Annotated in this window: 13 protein-coding genes and 1 pseudogene; 11 read left to right on the top strand and 3 right to left on the bottom strand. The window is 67.7% G+C overall.

Features of this window, described 5'->3' with window-relative positions:
• The first annotated feature begins 6 nt into the window (after positions 1-6).
• From ACXJLH_RS17805 to ACXJLH_RS17790, 4 genes are all read left to right on the top strand, one after another.
• Positions 7-1,200, top strand: a complete 1,194-nt coding sequence (locus ACXJLH_RS17805) for a TIGR03087 family PEP-CTERM/XrtA system glycosyltransferase (protein ID WP_056195801.1) — start codon at positions 7-9, stop codon at positions 1,198-1,200.
• On the top strand, positions 1,197-2,756 hold the full coding sequence (gene xrtA, locus ACXJLH_RS17800) for an exosortase A (protein ID WP_056195804.1): 1,560 nt from the start codon (positions 1,197-1,199) through the stop codon (positions 2,754-2,756). The genes ACXJLH_RS17805 and xrtA overlap by 4 nt, the downstream gene beginning before the upstream one ends.
• 42 nt (positions 2,757-2,798) lie before the next feature.
• Positions 2,799-4,079: a nucleotide sugar dehydrogenase gene (locus tag ACXJLH_RS17795; RefSeq protein ID WP_457355979.1), complete on the top strand. Its 1,281-nt coding sequence runs from the start codon at positions 2,799-2,801 to the stop codon at positions 4,077-4,079.
• Between the two features lie 83 nt (positions 4,080-4,162).
• Entirely contained in the window at positions 4,163-5,302 is a 1,140-nt protein-coding gene (locus tag ACXJLH_RS17790) for a TIGR03088 family PEP-CTERM/XrtA system glycosyltransferase (protein WP_457445605.1), read from the top strand.
• On the opposite strand, the gene ACXJLH_RS17785 is transcribed toward ACXJLH_RS17790, so the two are convergent.
• Genes ACXJLH_RS17785 through ACXJLH_RS17775 form a run of 3 tightly spaced genes read right to left on the bottom strand, consistent with a single transcriptional unit; the run spans position 5,257 to position 8,298 of the window.
• Positions 5,257-6,900, bottom strand: coding sequence for a hypothetical protein (locus ACXJLH_RS17785; protein WP_056195811.1), 1,644 nt, complete (start codon positions 6,898-6,900; stop codon positions 5,257-5,259). The two genes, ACXJLH_RS17790 and ACXJLH_RS17785, sit on opposite strands and share 46 nt — an antisense overlap.
• Entirely contained in the window at positions 6,897-7,904 is a 1,008-nt protein-coding gene (locus ACXJLH_RS17780; protein WP_457355976.1) for a glycosyltransferase family 2 protein, read from the bottom strand. Before ACXJLH_RS17780 ends, ACXJLH_RS17785 begins: the two co-directional genes overlap by 4 nt.
• A 13-nt stretch (positions 7,905-7,917) precedes the next feature.
• A complete protein-coding gene (locus tag ACXJLH_RS17775; RefSeq protein WP_056195815.1) occupies positions 7,918-8,298 on the bottom strand; it encodes a GtrA family protein in 381 nt (126 codons plus the stop codon).
• Between the two features lie 249 nt (positions 8,299-8,547).
• Between ACXJLH_RS17775 and ACXJLH_RS17770 the strand changes: the two genes are divergently transcribed.
• From ACXJLH_RS17770 to ACXJLH_RS17740, 7 genes and pseudogenes are all read left to right on the top strand, one after another.
• Positions 8,548-10,467, top strand: coding sequence for an XrtA/PEP-CTERM system amidotransferase (locus ACXJLH_RS17770; RefSeq protein ID WP_457445604.1), 1,920 nt, complete (start codon positions 8,548-8,550; stop codon positions 10,465-10,467).
• Positions 10,468-10,493: 26 nt separating this feature from the next.
• The gene (locus ACXJLH_RS17765; RefSeq protein WP_457445603.1) at positions 10,494-11,810 is read left to right on the top strand and encodes a nucleotide sugar dehydrogenase; all 1,317 of its coding nucleotides are present in this window, start codon (positions 10,494-10,496) and stop codon (positions 11,808-11,810) included.
• Entirely contained in the window at positions 11,807-13,012 is a 1,206-nt protein-coding gene (locus tag ACXJLH_RS17760; RefSeq protein ID WP_457445602.1) for a glycosyltransferase family 4 protein, read from the top strand. Before ACXJLH_RS17765 ends, ACXJLH_RS17760 begins: the two co-directional genes overlap by 4 nt.
• 5 nt (positions 13,013-13,017) lie before the next feature.
• Positions 13,018-14,214 (top strand): glycosyltransferase family 4 protein, encoded by a 1,197-nt coding sequence (locus ACXJLH_RS17755; protein ID WP_457445782.1) that lies wholly within the window; start codon positions 13,018-13,020, stop codon positions 14,212-14,214.
• The gene (locus ACXJLH_RS17750) at positions 14,207-15,523 is read left to right on the top strand and encodes a putative O-glycosylation ligase, exosortase A system-associated (protein WP_056195828.1); all 1,317 of its coding nucleotides are present in this window, start codon (positions 14,207-14,209) and stop codon (positions 15,521-15,523) included. Before ACXJLH_RS17755 ends, ACXJLH_RS17750 begins: the two co-directional genes overlap by 8 nt.
• Positions 15,520-16,479, top strand: coding sequence for a polysaccharide deacetylase family protein (locus ACXJLH_RS17745; RefSeq protein ID WP_457355971.1), 960 nt, complete (start codon positions 15,520-15,522; stop codon positions 16,477-16,479). The genes ACXJLH_RS17750 and ACXJLH_RS17745 overlap by 4 nt, the downstream gene beginning before the upstream one ends.
• Positions 16,479-16,785, top strand: a pseudogene (locus ACXJLH_RS17740) (hypothetical protein); the annotation flags it as partial. The gene ACXJLH_RS17745 and the pseudogene ACXJLH_RS17740, both read left to right, overlap by 1 nt.

The raw sequence follows: 16,785 nt of genomic DNA, 5'->3' as shown, positions 1-16,785 counted from the left end.
CGGATCATGAAGATCCTCTACCTCGTCCACCGCCTGCCTTACCCGCCCAACAAGGGCGACAAGGTGCGCTCCTACCATCTGCTCAAGCACCTGGCGGCGCGGCACGAGGTCCATCTCGGCACCTTCCTCGACGACCCCGATGACGAGCAGCACCTGCCGCGCGTGCGCGCGCTGTGCAAGAACGTGCATGTGGCGCGCCTGAACCCGCGCTCGGCCAAGCTGCTGAGCCTGCGCGGCCTGCTCAGCGGCGAGGCGCTGAGCCTGCCGTACTACCGCGACGCCGGCCTGCAGGCCTGGGTGGACGACGCCGCGGCCCGTGTCGGCTTCGATGCCGTCGTCGTCTTCAGCGGCGTGATGGCGCAATACACGCACGGCCTGAAGGGCGTGAAGACGCTGGTGGACTTCGTCGACGTCGACTCCGCCAAGTGGCGCGATTACGCACCCGAGCATGCCTGGCCGATGTCCTGGCTCTACCGCCGCGAGTTCGCCAAGCTGCTTGGCTTCGAGCAGCGCGTGGCAGAAGGCGCCGCCTGCAGCTTCTTCGTCACCGACAACGAAGTCGCGCTGTTCCGCGCGTTGAGCCCCGGCCATGAGCTACGCCTCGCGGCCCTGGGCAACGGCGTCGATGCCGATTTCTTCACGCCGGACGCGGCGCGCACCAACCCGTTTGCGTCCGGCGAGCTGCCGCTGGTGTTCACTGGCGCCATGGACTATTGGCCCAACGTCGACGCGGTGACCTGGTTCGCCAGCGACATCCTGCCCGCGCTGCGCGAGCGCTTTCCGGCACTGCGCTTTCACATCGTCGGTCGCAGCCCGGCGCCCGCCGTGCAGGCGCTCGCTGGCGACACCATCAACGTGACCGGCACTGTGCCCGACGTGCGACCGTATCTGCAATACGCGGCCGCGGTTGTTGCGCCGCTGCGGCTGGCACGTGGCATTCAGAACAAGGTGCTGGAGGCGATGGCCATGGCACGTCCGGTTGTCGCAGCCAGTACCTGCGTGCGTGCGATCGCGGCGGGTGTGCAGCCTGGGCTGCAGCCGGCCGATACCGAAGCGGACTACGCCGAACGCCTCGGCGCGCTGCTTTCCAATCACGAGGCTGCCAATGCGGCCGGCCGTACGGCGCGCGACTTCGTGCTCGGCGCCTACAGCTGGGACGCCCATCTGGCTGGCCTGGACCGCTACCTGGAGGTTGCTTGATCACCCTGCCCAAGCCCTGGCGACTGCCCCTGCTCGGCCTGGCCCTGGCCTGGGGGCTGCTCGCGATCCTGTATTTCGCGACCGGCGCCGCCATGGTCGAGATCTGGAACCGTTCCGAGACCTTTGCCCATGCCTGGGTGGTGCCGCCAATCTCGGCCTGGCTGGTCTGGCGTCGGCGCGCCGAGCTGGCGTCGATCACGCCGCGGCCAGCGCCCTGGTGGTTGCTGGCCTTGCTGCCCCTGGGCCTGCTGTGGCTGATCGGTGACCTTGCCGCCGCCAATGCCGCAACTCAATTCGCGTTGCTCGGCATGGCCGTGGCCCTGGTGCCTGCGCTGATCGGCACGCAGGCCGCCGGGCGCATTGCCTTCCCGTTGGGCTTCCTGTTCTTCGCCGTGCCTTTCGGCGACTTCCTGACGCCTTGGCTGATGGAGCGCACGGCCGACTTCACCATCGTTGCCCTGCGCGCCACCGGCATCCCGGTGTTCCGCGAGGCGCTGCAGTTCGTCATTCCGTCGGGCTCGTGGTCCGTGGTGCAAGCCTGCAGCGGCATCCGCTACCTGATGGCCTCGGTCATGGTGGGCACGCTGTTCGCCTACTTGAATTACCGCACGACCGGCAAGCGGTGGGCCTTTGTGGGCGTGGCCATTGTTACGCCGCTGGTGGCCAACTGGTTGCGCGCCTACATGATCGTCATGCTGGGCCATCTTTCGGGCAACAAGCTCGCCGTGGGCGTAGACCACATCATCTACGGCTGGGTCTTCTTCGGACTCATCATGCTGGCGATGTTCATGATCGGGGCGCGCTGGTCGGACCCCGACCCCGAGCCCGTGCTGGCCTCGCCGGATGCGGCCGGACTGGGGCTGTCGCCTGCGCGCTTCGCGACGGTCCTGGTGGCGGCGCTGCTGCTGGCGGCCCTGCCTTCGGGCATGCGGGCCCAGGCCGCGCACTCGGGTGCCCATGGCGAGCCCAGCCTTGCAGCGCCTCAACTGGCGGGCTGGACCTGGTCGCCCGAAGCCCTGACCAACTGGAACCCCCATTTCAAGAACCCCAGAGCGGTCCTGCGTGGCCGGTTCGCGCCCGCCACCGGCGACGCGCCGGTGGGGGTCTATGTCGGCTATTACCGCGACCAGCGTTATGGTCGCCAGCTCGTCACCTCAGTCAACGACCTCGTCAATGACGAGGACGACAAGGAATGGTCGCGCACGGGCGCCGGCCAGGCACAGCTGGACGGCCTGACCTGGCGCACCGGGGAGCTGCGCGGCCAGGCCCTGAACCAGGTCAGCGGCGGCGGCAACATGGCGCCGCGGCTGCGCGTCTGGCAGATCTACTGGATCAACGGCCGGCCCTTCACCAGCGACTGGCAGGCCAAGCTTTATGGCGCCTGGCAGAGTCTGCTGGGCCACGGCGACGATGCGGCGGTCATCCTGGTCTATGCCGACAAGACCGTCGCCGGCGCTGATGACGCCCTGCTGCGCGAATTCCTGCACGCGCACTGGGGCAGTCTGGACACCGCTTTGCGCGGGGTGCGCGACCGCGACGCCGCGCGCCAGCAGTGACAATCACGCGCCTTCAAAAATCACAGCAACGAGAAACGATCCATGAATACGCTCGCAGTCATCGGCCTGGGCTACGTGGGCCTGCCCCTGGTGGTGGAGTTCGGCAAGCAGGTGCGCACCATCGGCTTCGATATCGCCAAGAACAAGGTGGAAGCCTGCCAACGCGGCACCGACCCGAGCCGCGAGCTGACGGACGAGGAAGTCCAGGCGGCCAAGCACGCCGTCTACACCGACGATCCCAAGATGCTGGCCGAGGCCGACGTCATCATCGTCGCCGTGCCCACGCCGGTTGACGAGGCCCACATCCCCGATTTCCGCCCGCTGATCGGCTCCTCCACCAGCGTCGGCCGCCACATGAAGAAGGGCGCCATCGTCGTCTACGAGAGCACGGTCTACCCCGGCGCTACCGAGGAGGTCTGCATCCCCGTGCTGGAGCGCGAATCGGGCCTGAAATGGAAGCAGGACTTCTTCGTCGGCTACAGCCCCGAGCGCATCAACCCGGGCGACAAGGAGCACACGCTCACCAAGATCCTGAAGATCGTCTCCGGCGACACACCCGAGACCCTCGACACGGTCGCCAAGGTCTACGAGATGATCGTCGAGCCCGGCGTGCACCGCGCGTCCAGCATCAAGGCCGCCGAGGCCGCCAAGGTCATCGAGAACACGCAGCGCGACCTCAACATCGCGCTGATGAACGAGCTGTCCATCATCTTCGACAAGCTCGGCATCGACACCTCCGAGGTGCTGGAGGCGGCCGGCACGAAGTGGAACTTCCTGAAGTTCAAGCCGGGCCTGGTGGGCGGCCACTGCATCGGCGTCGATCCCTATTACCTGACGCACAAGGCCGACATGCTGGGCTACCACCCGCAGGTCATCCTGGCTGGCCGTCGCATCAACGACGGCATGGGCAAGTTCATCGCCGAGCAGACCATCAAGCAGATGATCGCCAGCGGCAGCCCGGTGAAAGGCGCGCGCATCAACGTGCTGGGCCTGACCTTCAAGGAGAACTGCGGCGACCTGCGCAACTCCAAGGTCATCGACATCATCAACGAGCTCAAGACCTACGGCGTCGAGATCTTCGTCACCGATGCGCAAGCCGAGGCTGATGAGGCCATGCACGAGTACGGTGTGCGCCTGATGCCCTTCGAGGACCTGCCGCAGGCCGATGCCATCGTGGCCGCCGTGTCGCACCGCGAGTACGCCGGCCTCAGCGCCGCGGACATTGGCAAGAAGCTCGTCAAGGGCGGCGCCTTCATCGACGTGAAGGCCGCCTTCGACGCCAAGGCGCTGGTGGACGCGGGCTTCCGCCTCTGGCGCCTGTAAGGATGGAGCCCCCACGCGTGCTTCGCACGCTGCCCCCCGAGGGGGCGCGTCAGCGCCTACGGGCGGCCGGGCGGCGCTGACCTGTGCAAGCGGACCTGCGACCCCTGGTCGTGCATCTGCTGCACCGCTTCGACACCGGCGGGCTGGAGAACGGCGTCGTCAACGTCATCAACCACCTGCCGGCGTTCCGGCACGCGGTGGTGGCGGTGACCGAGATCACTGCGTTCAAGGAGCGGGTGAAAGCGCCCGGCACGCAGTTCATCGCCCTGCACAAGCCGCCTGGCCAGGGCTTCTGGCTCTATCCACGTGTCTACCGGCTGCTGCGCGAACTGCGCCCCGCCGTCGTGCACACGCGCAACCTCGGCGCGATGGAGTTTCAGCTGCCGGCCTGGGCCGCCCGTGTGCCACTGCGGGTTCACAGCGAGCACGGCTGGGACGTCAACGATCTCGGCGGCGTCAGCCGCACCAACCAGCGCCTGCGCCGTGTCTACGGTTCTGGCGTGCATCGCTTCGTGGCCTTGTCCAGGGCCATCGAAACCTATCTGACCGGCCCGGTCGGCTTTGCGGCCGAGCGCGTGCAGCGCATCTGCAACGGCGTGGATACGCAGCGGTTCATGCCCGCGGCCGTCCCGCCCGAGGCCTGGCCCTATCGCCGCGGCGAGCATCTTGTCATCGGCGCGGTGGGACGGATGCAGGCCGTGAAGGACCCGCTCAACCTCGTCAACGCCTTCCTGAGCCTGCGCGAGCTTTGCCCGGCCGACTGGCCGCGCTTGCGCCTGGTGATGCTCGGCGGCGGCCCACTGTTCGACGCGGCGCGTACGCGGCTGGCCGAACGGAGCGCAGCCGATCAGGCCTGGCTGCCCGGCGACCGCAGCGATGTCGCGGCCCTGCTGCCGAACTTCRACATCTTTGCGCTGCCGTCGCAGGCCGAAGGCATCAGCAATACGCTGCTGGAGGCCATGGCCTGCGGCTGCGCGCCGGTCGCGACGGACGTGGGGGGCAACCCCGAACTGGTGGAGAACGACGCGAACGGCCTGCTCGTGCCGGTGCAGGACAGCGCTGCGCTCGCCGCGGCGCTGGCCCGGCTCGTCAACGATGCGGCGCTGCGCCAGCGTCTGGCCGAGGCGTCGCTGGCCCGCGCACGGGCGCAGTTCAGCCTGGACGGCATGATCGCCGCCTATGGGGCCTTGTACGCGTCGGCGGCGCGCGGCCGAAGCTCGTAGGCGGGGAACCCGCCGGCATCAACCGGGCCGCTGATCGCATAGCGCGCCGCCAGGTGTTCGCGCAGCTTGGCGCGCGGCAAGCCGGCCAGCGCCACCTGCATGACCGGGCCGCGCCAGTCCTGCTCGTCCAGCGCACGGAACACCAGCACGCGACCGCCGCGTGCCAGCGCGGCATCGACCTGCGCATCCAGGCGTGCCAGCAGCGCCGCCGTATCGGCCTTGGTGTCGTTCATCTGCACGAGGTCGATGTTGAAGCGCTCGACGCCCGGCGTGTCGAAGAGGCTGCTGTCCGGCTCACCCGGGTAGGCGGCAAAACCCACGTACAAGCCCTGCGGCCCCAGCGCCGCCTGCAGCGCCTGCTGGCGCTCGGCCAGCGCGAAGCGCGCCTTGGGGATGCCGTAGCCGATGAGGTTGACGACCAGCAGCGCCGGCATCGCGACGCCCAGCAGCCACACGTCCAGCCAACGCCGGCGCAACTGCAGCGCCAGCACCGCGACCGGCATCGTGAACTGGAACCAGTGCTCCGGGTCGTTGAGGTTGTAGTAGTACGAGAAGGCCGCCGCGCCCAGCACAAAGGCCCAGGGTGACAGCAGGCCGGGCTCGGCGCTGCGCAGCGCCTGGCGGGCACCCACGACGGCGATGGCTGCCAGCAGCAGCCCCACCAGCGCCGCCAGCAAAGCCTGGCCCAGCAACGATGGCAGCACCGCATGCACATCGGGCAGCCAGCCCCACATATAGGCCCGGCCCAGCGTACCGAGGGACGGCAGGAAGGCGAAGTTGTTGATGAGGCTGAAGGCGAAGCGCACCGGCATCTCCTTCCAGGAGACCAGCCAGTTCTGCAAGGCCTGCTTCTCCTTCAGGCCACCCAGCGTGAAGCCCAGCAGGTCCTGCGCCTGCGTCGTGCCGGTCTGGCGTGCCATCACATAGGCGGCCAGCAGCAGCGCAAAGCCCACGACGGCCAGCGTGATCGCATAAGGCAGGGTCTGGCGAAGTGCCACCATGAAGCCCCGGCGGCGTGCGCCGCGGATCAGCATGAAGAGGGCCAGCAGCAGGGCCTGGGGCAGTACGCTGACGAGCAGGTTCACGCCCACGCCCGACCAGGCCGCGCTTGCGATCATGTCGCGCGTGCCGGGCTGGCCGGCGGCCTCGGCGCGTTCCCAGCGCAGCGCATGGTGCAGGGCCAGCGCCAGCGGCGGGAACACCATCAGCTTGATGTGCGCCGTGGGGCCGAGGGTCAGGAGATTGAAGCTGACCGCGACGAAGACGACGGCGGCGACGCTCTTCAGCATCGAATGGCCGGCCTCCCGCAGCGTCGCGAAAAAGACCGCGCAGCCCCAGGCCACCGAGAGGACATTGATCGCCTCCAGGCTGTGGTTCACACCCAGCACGCCGCCGGTGGCGCGATACAGCAGCATCGCCAGCGGCTGCATCCACAGGTGGCCCAGGTCCCAGAAGAAGCTGTTGGCGCCCAGTTCGTGCCAGTAGCGGTCGACGTCATCGACCTTCAGCGCCGAGCACAGCCAGGCGTAGGCCAGCGCGACCGCCAGGCCGACGCCCAGCAGCTGTAGCGGGCGGGCGCGTTGCGCTGTGCCGCTCACTTCTGGCCCCAGTGGCCCGAAATGGCCTCCACATGGAAGCGCGGGCGCTGCTTGCTGGCCTCGTAGACCTTGGCGAGGTACTCGCCGATGACGCCCAGGCTGAGCAACTGGATGCCGCCGAGCAGATACATCGGGATTACCGTGGACGCCCAGCCGGGCAGGGCGACCTCGGTGAACAGCCTGATGAACAACGCCCACAGACCGAAGGCCACGCTGACGAGTGACACCATGGCGCCCAGGCCCGTGATGGCCCGCAGTGGTGCGGCGGAGAACGATGTGACGCCCCGCCAGGCCAGGCTGAGCATCTTGGATAACGGGTATTTGGATTCGCCGGCAAAGCGCTCGGCGCGGTCGAAGCTGACGACGCTGCTGGGGTAGCCGAGTTGGGGAATCATGCCGCGCAGGAAGAGGTGGGTTTCCTCATAGTTGCGCAGCGCCTCCAGCGGGCGGCGCCCCATCAGCCGGTAGTCGGCGTGGTTGAAGACGACCTCGACGCCCATCATGGCCAGGACCTTGTAGTAGCCCTCCGCCGTGAAACGCTTGAAGAAGGTGTCGGTGTCGCGGCGGCGGCGCACGGCGTAGACCAGTTCGTCGCCATTGCGGAAGGCGCGGATCATGTCCGGGATGATGGACAGGTCGTCCTGCAGGTCGGCGTCAAGGCTGATCAGTGCGTCGCCGCTCACCGTCATCAGCCCGCACAGCAGCGCGTTCTGGTGGCCGCGGTTGCGGCTGAGCTTGATGCCACAGGCGTCATCGCGCTCGCGGCCCAGCGTCTCGATGAGGGCCCAGGTGCCGTCGCGGCTGCCGTCGTCGATGTAGTAGGCCGAGCTGGCCGCGGCGATCAGGCCTTCGGCTTTGAGCTCGTTCAGCAAAAGCCCCAAGCGGCTGGCCGTCTCGCGCAACACGGCCTCTTCGTTGTAGCAGGGCAGCACGAAGTTGACGACCGGCGCTTGGGCGCCGGCCCAGCTGGCACGGTGGAATTGGGCGGGGTCGATCAGTTCCATGGCGGGATGGCAGTCAAGGTTTGCGGAACACCCAGAGGCGGCTGAGCGTGAAATTGCTGGCCAGCACGCCGGCGGTGGCGATGAGCTGGCTCAAGACGGGGTGCAGGCCCAGCGACACGGCGACGCGCAGCAGGCCGGCATTCAGCGCGCAGCCCAGGGCCACCATGGCGATGAAGCGCAACTGCTGGGGGCGATTGCGCGCAGCGCTGCCCTGGGCGGCGAAGGTCAGGCGTGCATTGGCCCAGTAATTGAACGTCGCGCTGACCAGGAAACCCACGGTGGATGCCGGCACCAGCGGCAGCCAGCCCGCCAGCACGAGGCCGGCCGTCAGCACGTACTGCAGGCCCGTGGCGAGCACGCCGACGGACAGGAAGGAGAACAGCTGGGCGATCAAGATGGCCGGCGCTTTGGGAGCAGGGCGGTGGAGGGCGCCGAAGTATCGGCGTTGCCGGCAGGCCGCAGCCCCCGTTGCCCGCGGGTCAAGCATCCCCCGGACAGGGGGATAACCCGTGCCTGACATCACACCAGGGACAGCGAACGCCCGGCGCGGTCACCAAGCTCGGTAAGAATCCGCCTTTCCCCGTGCCTTGCCGTTTCGGCAGGCGCGGCTTTACCCAATGATTGGCTGAACCAGGTCCAACCCATGTGCGGCATCACCGGTCTGTTCGATACCCGCGGCCAGCGCCTCCCCGAGCGCGAGCGTCTGCACCGGATGAACGAGTCCCAGCATCACCGCGGGCCGGATGAGGGCGACCTGCACATCGAGCCCGGCGTGGGCTTCGGCCACCGGCGCCTGTCGGTCATCGACATCGCGACCGGCCAGCAGCCCATCTTCAACGACGACAAGACGGTGGCCCTGGTCTTCAACGGCGAGGTCTACAACTACCTGGAGTTGATGGACGAGCTGCGCGGCCACGGCTATGTGTTCCGTACCAAGAGCGACTCCGAAGCCATCGTGCGCGCCTGGGAGCACTGGGGCGAGGACTGCGTGCACCACCTGCGCGGCATGTTCGCCTTCATGATCCACGACCGAAAGCGCGACTGCCTCTTCATGGCCCGCGACCGCCTGGGCGTGAAGCCGCTGCACTACGCAATGACCGAGGACGGCTGGCTGCTGTTCGGCTCCGAGCTGAAGAGCCTGATGGCCCACGGCGGCCTGCGCCAGGAGATCGACCCGCGCGCCGTCGAGGCCTATTTCGCGCTGGGCTATGTGCCCGACCCCTGGACCATCTACCGCCACGCGCAGAAGCTCGCCCCCGGCCACCGCCTGCTCGTCAAGCGCGGCCAGCCCATCGGCACGCCGCAGCGCTATTGGGACGTCAAGTTCACGCTCGACGCCAAGATCGGTGAGGAAGAGGCCGCCGAGGAACTGCGCCGGCGCCTGTCCGAGTCGGTCAAGCTGCGCTTGAAGGCCGAGGTGCCGCTGGGCGCCTTCCTGTCCGGTGGCGTGGACTCCAGCGCCGTCGTCGCGGCCATGGCCCAGCTGGACGACCAACCCGTCAACACCTGCTCCATCGGCTTCGACGACCCCAAGTTCAACGAGACCGAGTTCGCCCAGCAGGTGGCGGACCGCTATCGCACCAACCACCGCGTCGAGGTCGTCAGCAGCGACGACTTCGGCCTCGTCGACCTGCTGGCCCACCTCTACGACGAGCCCTATGCCGACTCGTCGGCCATTCCCACTTACCGCGTCTGTGAGCTGGCGCGCAAGCACGTCACGGTGGCGCTGTCCGGCGACGGCGGCGACGAGAGCCTGGGCGGCTACCGTCGCTACAAGATGCACATGATGGAAGAGCGCATGCGCAGCGCCTTCCCGCTGGCCCTGCGCAAGGGCGTGTTCGGCCCGCTGGCCAAGCTCTACCCGAAAGCCGACTGGGCGCCGCGCGTCTTCCGTGCCAAGACCACCTTCCAGGCCATCGCCCGCAACTCGGTCGACGCCTACTTCAACACCATGGGCCTGGTGCGCGACCCGCTGCGCCAGGAGCTGTTCAGCGACGCCTTCAAGCGCGACCTGCAGGGCTGGCATGCCAGCGAGGTCTTCCACCATCACGCCCAGCGCGCCAACACCGACGACCCGCTGGCGCTGATCCAGTACCTGGACATCCACACCTATCTGCCGGGCGACATCAACACCAAGGTCGACCGCGCCAGCATGGCCCACAGCCTGGAGGTGCGCGAGCCCCTGATGGACCACCAACTGGTCGAATGGGTCGCCTCGCTGCCTTCCGACCTCAAGCTGCGCGGCCAGGAAGGCAAATACCTGTTCAAGAAGGCGCTGGAGCCCATGCTGCCGCATGACGTGCTGTACCGGCCCAAGATGGGCTTCGCGGTGCCGCTGGCACGCTGGCTGCGCGGCCCGCTGCGCGAGCAGACCCGCCAGGCCCTGCAGCAGGGCGCGCTGGCCCAGACGGGCTGGTTCAACCCGACCGTCATCGGCCGCCTGCTGGACCAGCATGAGCGCGGCGTGATGGACCACGCCCAGCCGCTGTGGGTGTTGCTGATGTTCGATGCCTTCCTGCGCAATGCAGGCCTGGGCGCCGCAACCGCGCGCGCCGCGGCCTGAACGATTTCAAGAGATAAAGGGACGACATGAAGGTTTCGGTTTTCGGTCTCGGCTACGTCGGCGCGGTCTCCTGCGCCTGCCTGCCCGAACTCGGCCACGAAGTGGTGGGCGTGGACATCAACCCGCTCAAGGTCGAGCTGATCGCTTCCGGGCAGTCGCCGGTCGTCGAGGAAGGCATCGAGGAGCTGATTGGCGCCGCCGTGAAGGCCGGCAAGTTGACGGCCACGCGCGATGTGGCCGCCGCGGTGCGCGACACCGAGATCTCGCTGATCTCGGTGGCCACGCCGTCCCTGCCCAACTACATGCCCGACCTGACGGCGCTGGACGCCGTCGTCGGGCAGATCGGCGCCGAGATTGCCAAGAAAGACGGCCAGCACACGCTGGTGATCCGCAGCACCGTCGCGCCGGGCACCACGCGCGCCCGCATCGCGCCGCTGCTGGAGAAGGCCGCCGGCCGCAAGATCGGTGATCGGCTGTCGCTGGTCTTCAACCCCGAGTTCCTGCGCGAGGGCTCGTCGGTGTCCGACTTCCACAATCCGCCGCAGACCATCGTCGGCAGCCTGGACGAGCCTGGCGTCGAGGTCATGAAGCGCCTGTACACCGGCGTGCCGGGCAACTTCGTCGCGGCCGAGGTGGGCGTGGCCGAGTCGGTCAAATACCTGTGCAACGTCTTCCACGCGCTGAAGATCGTCTTTGCCAACGAAGCCGGCGCCGTGCTGAAGGAAACCGGCCTGGACTCGCGCGACGTGCTGGAGCTGTTCTGCCGCGACACCCAGCTCAACATCTCCAAGGCCTATCTGCGCCCTGGCTTTGCCTTCGGCGGCTCCTGCCTGCCCAAGGAGGTCAAGGGCTTCCTGACCATCGCCCGCGAGCGCGGCGTGAACATCCCCGTGCTTGGCGCGCTGCTGGACAGCAACGACGCCCACATCGGCCGTGCCTATGAGCTGATCGCCGCCAACGGCCGCAAGCCCGTGGCCCTGTTCGGCCTGGCCTTCAAGCCCGGTACCGACGACCTGCGCGACTCGCCGCTGGTGGTGCTGGCCGAGAAGTTGCTGGGCAAGGGCTTCGATCTGACGATCTACGACAAGTTCGTCAAGATCGCGCGCCTGCTCGGCAAGAACAAGGAATACATCGACCGCGAGATCCCCCACCTCGACAAGCTGCTGCAGGAGACGCCCGACGCCGTGCTGGCTCGCGCCGAGATCATCGTCGTCGGCCATGCCGACGCCGAAACCCGCCAGCGCATCATCGCGCTGGGCAAGCAAGCGCGCGTGGTCGACCTGAACGGCTACGCCGACCTGCGCGACGCTGGATTCGCACAGTACGAGGGCATCTGCTGGTGAACCGACTTCGGGTCGCGTTCGTCTCGCCGGTTTTCCTGTTCCCGGCCGATGCCGGCGGCAAGATCCGCACGGGCAACATCCTGCGCGGCTTGAAGGAGAGCGACCGGTTCGATGTCACGCTGCTGTCGCCGGCCACGCCTGAGCAGCAGCGTGAATGGCAGGGCGAACTCGACCGTTTGTGCGAACGCTTCATCGGCTGGCAGCCGAGCGAGGCACGCCCCCGCTGGCAGCGCGCACCTGACCTGCTGTCTTCGCTACCGATCAACGTGGTCAACGACCGCACGCCGGCCGCGGTGGCCGCGGTCGAGCAGGCGCTGGCAGCCGAGCACTTCGACGTGGTCGTCTTCGACTTCGTCCACGCCGCCGTGCTGCGCCCAGAGAAGCTGAAAGGCGCGACGGTCTGCTTCACGCACAACGTCGAGGCCGAGATCTTCGAGCGCCATGCCAAGACAGCGGCGAGCGCGCCGCTGCGCTGGCTGTGGGCCTCGCAGGCGGCCAAGATGCGCCGCTTCGAACGCGAGGCGCTGGCCCGCTTCACGCGGGTGGTGGCTGTGTCCGAGCGCGACGCCAAGATGTTCGAGAAAAACGACGGGCTGAAGACGGCCCGCGCCATCCCCACCGGCGTGGACCTGGACTTCTTCTCCTGGCAGGCACCGGCTAACGGCAGCCCAACCGTCGTCTTCACCGGTTCGATGGACTGGGAAGCCAATGTCGACGGCATCCGCTTCTACATCGAAGAGGTGTGGCCGCGTGTGCGCGCCCAGGTACCGAATGCACAGCTGCGCGTCGTCGGCAAGAATCCGCCGGCGTCGTTGGTGCAGCGCAATGTTCCCGGCGTCAGCTTCACGGGTTTCGTCGACGACGTGCGTGACCATGCCCGTGATGCCCAGGCCTTCGTCATCCCGCTGCGTGTCGGCGGCGGCACCCGCATCAAGGCCTTCGAGGCCATGGCCATGGGCCTGCCGGTGGTGTCCACCAGCATCGGCATCGAGGGCCTGGACGTTGACGACGGCACCCACTTTCTGCGCGCCGACGGCGCCGAGGCGCTGGCCGAGGCGACGCTCAGGCTCATCCATGACGGCGCCCTGCGCCTGCAGCTGTCGCAGGCGGCGCGTCGGTTGGTCGAGGCCCAATTCGGTCATCGCGTGGCCGCCGACGTCTTCGGCCGCATCCTGATCGAAGCCGTGGAGGCCGTCGCGTGAGAAAGCTGAAGGTCCTCACCTTCTCGACGCTGTTCCCGAGCAGCGTGCGGCCCAGCCACGGCATCTTCGTGGAGACGCGGCTGCGCGAGCTGATGAAGAGCGGCGAGGTCGAATCTCGCGTCGTGGCCCCCGTGCCCTGGTTCCCGTCCACCAGCCCTCGCTGGGGCGACTACGCCAGGTTCGCCGCCACGCCGGCGCGTGAGCAGCGCAACGGCCTGGATGTGCTGCACCCGCGCTATCTGTTGCTGCCCAAAGTGGGCATGACGTTGGCGCCGCTGACGCTGGCTTTGGGCGCGCGTGGCGCGGTGCAGAAACTGATCGACGAGGGCTTCGATTTCGACCTCATCGACGCGCACTACTACTACCCCGACGGCGTCGCTGCGGCTTTGCTGTCCAAGTGGTTCAACAAGCCGCTGACCATCACCGCGCGCGGCACCGACCTGAACCTCATTCCCCAGTACGCCCTGCCCAAACGCATGATCGAGTGGGCGGCCGGGCGCGCATCAGGCTCCATCGGCGTCTGCGCCGCCTTGATGGACGTGCTGCGCGGCTGGGGCCATGACCCGGCGAAGCTGAATACCTTGCGCAATGGCGTAGACCTGGAGCGCTTCCGCCCCCTGCCGCAGGCCGACATGCGCGCGGAGCTCGGTGTGTCCGGCGAGCCGCTGCTGCTGTCCGTGGGGCACCTGATCGAACGCAAGGGCCACCACATCGCTATCGAGGCGCTGGCAGAGCTGGCGAAGCAACGACCCGGAGCCCGCCTCGTCGTCATCGGCGAGGGCGAGGAGAGGGCGGCACTGACGGCGCTGGCAGCGCGTCTGGGCGTCGCCGACAAGGTGCGCCTGACGGGCTCGCTGCCCAACACCGAGCTGCTGAAGTGGTACAGCGCCGCCGACGTGCTGCTGCTGTGTTCCAGCCGCGAGGGCTGGGCCAATGTGCTGCTCGAGTCCATGGCCTGTGGCACGCCGGTCGCCGCCACCGATATCTGGGGCACGCCCGAGGTTGTTGCCGCACCCGAGGCGGGTGGGCTGGTGAGCGAACGCACGGGCAGCGCGTTCGCCGCGGCCATCGGGGCGTTGCTGGCCAAGGGTATAGACCGCGCGGCCACGCGCCGCTATGCCGAAAGCTTCAGCTGGCAGGCCACGACGGACGGTCAGATCGCCTTGTTCAAGTCCATCACCGGAGTGGCCGCGCATGCGTGATCTGACATTGCTGGTGATCCTGGGCTGGATCTTCTTGCAGGCGTTCAGGCGGCCTTGGATTGGCATCCTCGGCTGGACTTGGCTCAGCATCATGAATCCCCACCAGCTGTCCTGGGCGCTGAAGACAATGCCCTTCGCCGCCGCCATCGGCGGGGCGACGCTGATCGGCCTCTTCATCACGAAGGACAGACGTGACTATTCGTTGAACCGCGAGAACGTCACGCTGATGGTCTTCATGCTGTGGATGTGCATCACCTTGCCGTTCTCGATGATCTTTGATCAGAGCTTCGAGTTGTGGAGCCGGGTCATGAAGATCGATCTGATGATCCTGGTCACCATGGTGTTGCTGCACAGCAAGCGCCACATGATGCTGCTGACCTGGGTGCTGGTCGCCTCCATCGGTTTCTTCGGTGTCAAGGGGGGCGCCTTCACGGTCCTGACCGGCGGCAGCTACAAAGTCTGGGGGCCCGAGAACACCTATATCGAAGGCAACAACGAGATCGCGCTGGCCATCGTCATCGTCATCCCGCTGATGCGCTTCCTGCAGATGCAGATGAAGGCCAAATGGGCCAAGACGACGATGACCATCTGCATGGTGCTGATGGCGATGGCGGCCCTGGGCAGCCATTCGCGCGGCGCTTTGCTGGCCATTGCCGCGATGGCGCTGGTGCTGTGGTGGCGCGGCAAGAACAAGATGGTGGGTGCGGTCACGATGGTCGTCGTCGCGGTGGCCCTGCTGTCGCTGATGCCGGCTGAATGGTGGGAACGCATGAACACCATCAAGACCTACCAGCAGGACGAGTCGGCCATGGGCCGCATCAATGCCTGGGGCATGGCCTGGAATCTGGCGAAATCCAACTTCTTCGGCGGCGGCTTCATGATCTGGACGGGGGTCATCTTTGCCGTCTATGGCCCGGACCCCAACGACGTGCACGCGGCCCACAGCATCTATTTCATGGTGCTGGGCGAACAGGGCTTCGTCGGCCTGTTCATCTTCCTGGCGCTGTTCACCATGGGCTGGTTCACGGCCGGCACCTTGCGCACGAAGGCGCGCGGCAAGCCCGAGACGCAATGGCTGTCGGACCTCGGCGGCATGCTGCAGGTGAGCCTGGCCGGCTATGCCGTGGGCGGCGCCTTCCTGAGCCTGAGCTACTGGGACCTGCCGTACAACGTGCTGGTGCTGGCCGTCGTCGGCCGGCGCTGGCTGGAGCGCAAGGAGTGGCTGCGGGAGAAGGAGGAGCCGGTCATCTACTGGCCCGAGTTCCTGAAGAAGCGCTTCGAGAAGAAGAAAAGCATCCCCCTGCCATGAAGCCCCTGTTCAGCCTGCTGTCCCCGGCCGGCGCGCGTGCGCGCCTGACCGTGTTGATCTTCCACCGCGTGCTGCGCGAGCTCGACCCGCTGTTTCCCGACGAGGTCGACGCGGCCCGCTTCGATGAACTGCTGGGCTGGGCCAAGTCCTGGTTCAACGTGCTGCCGCTGGACACGGCGATCCGGCAGCTTCACGATGGCAGCCTGCCGGCACGGGCTGCCGCGCTGAGCTTCGACGACGGCTATGCCGACAACCATGACGTCGCCCTGCCGCTGCTGCAGAAGCACGGCCTGCCCTGCAGCTTCTTTGTCGCCACCGGCTTTCTGGATGGCGGCCGCATGTGGAACGACACGCTGATCGAATCGGTGCGGCTCAGCGCCAAGTCCATGCTGGACCTGCGCGGCCTGCAGGACGGTCGCGGCGAGGACCTGGGCCAACTGGCACTGGGCGATACCGCTGGCCGCCGCGCGATGCTGGGCAAGCTCATCGAACGCGTGAAATACCTGCCTCCCGAGCCGCGGCTGGCCTGCGTCAATGCCATCGCGGCGCGCGCCGAGGTCAACCCGCCGGACGACCTGATGATGAGCAGCGAGCAGGTGCGCAGCCTTCGTCGTGCCGGCATGCAGATCGGTGCTCACACGGTCAGCCATCCCATCCTGGCCACGCTCGACGCCAGCCAGGCCGCCGACGAGATCGGCCGCAGCCGCGATGTGCTGCAGCAGCTGCTGGGCGAGAAGGTCGGCCTGTTCGCCTATCCCAACGGCAAGCCGGGGACGGATTACCTGCCCGAGGTGCATCCCGCCCTCGTGCGCGAACTCGGCTTCGATGCGGCCGTGTCCACGCGCTGGGCGGCGGCCCGCCGTGGCGACGACGTGTTCCAGATCCCGCGCTTCACGCCCTGGGATCGCGACCGGCTGAAGTTCGGCCTGCGGCTGGCGCGCAACCTGCTCAGCTGATGCGCCGCGTCCTCTTCATCGCCTATCTGTTCCCGCCGATCACCAACTCCGGCACGCGGCGCAGCCTCGCTTTCGCCAACCATCTGCCCGATCTGGGCTGGGAGCCGCTGGTGCTGAGCCTGGAGCCCGACCCGCGCTCCCACGTCGACTCGGAGCTGCTGAGTGAGGTCAGGCCTGGCACGCGGGTCGAGCGCGTGCCGCTGCAGAGCCGCGTGCTGGCCCGCCGCTGGGCCGGCTGGCTGCCCGGGCGCCTGCGTGAGCGCGCCGTCGCGGCGCTGGCCTGGCGGCTGCGTGCGCGGTCCGAAG

It is taken from the genome of Roseateles sp. P5_E4 (genome assembly GCF_054049255.1).
The sequence above is the reverse complement of the archived record's forward strand: the minus strand, read 5'-3'. Positions and strand labels throughout refer to the sequence as shown.

Excerpts from the sequence above, each read along its gene's own strand:
- ACXJLH_RS17805 (WP_056195801.1), top strand. The coding sequence starts at position 7 with ATGAAGATCCTCTACCTCGTCCACCGCCTGCCTTACCCGCCCAACAAG.
- ACXJLH_RS17795 (WP_457355979.1), top strand. The coding sequence starts at position 2,799 with ATGAATACGCTCGCAGTCATCGGCCTGGGCTACGTGGGCCTGCCCCTG.
- ACXJLH_RS17780 (WP_457355976.1), bottom strand. The coding sequence starts at position 7,904 with ATGGAACTGATCGACCCCGCCCAATTCCACCGTGCCAGCTGGGCCGGC.
- ACXJLH_RS17770 (WP_457445604.1), top strand. The coding sequence starts at position 8,548 with ATGTGCGGCATCACCGGTCTGTTCGATACCCGCGGCCAGCGCCTCCCC.
- ACXJLH_RS17765 (WP_457445603.1), top strand. The coding sequence starts at position 10,494 with ATGAAGGTTTCGGTTTTCGGTCTCGGCTACGTCGGCGCGGTCTCCTGC.
- ACXJLH_RS17750 (WP_056195828.1), top strand. The coding sequence starts at position 14,207 with ATGCGTGATCTGACATTGCTGGTGATCCTGGGCTGGATCTTCTTGCAG.
- ACXJLH_RS17745 (WP_457355971.1), top strand. The coding sequence starts at position 15,520 with ATGAAGCCCCTGTTCAGCCTGCTGTCCCCGGCCGGCGCGCGTGCGCGC.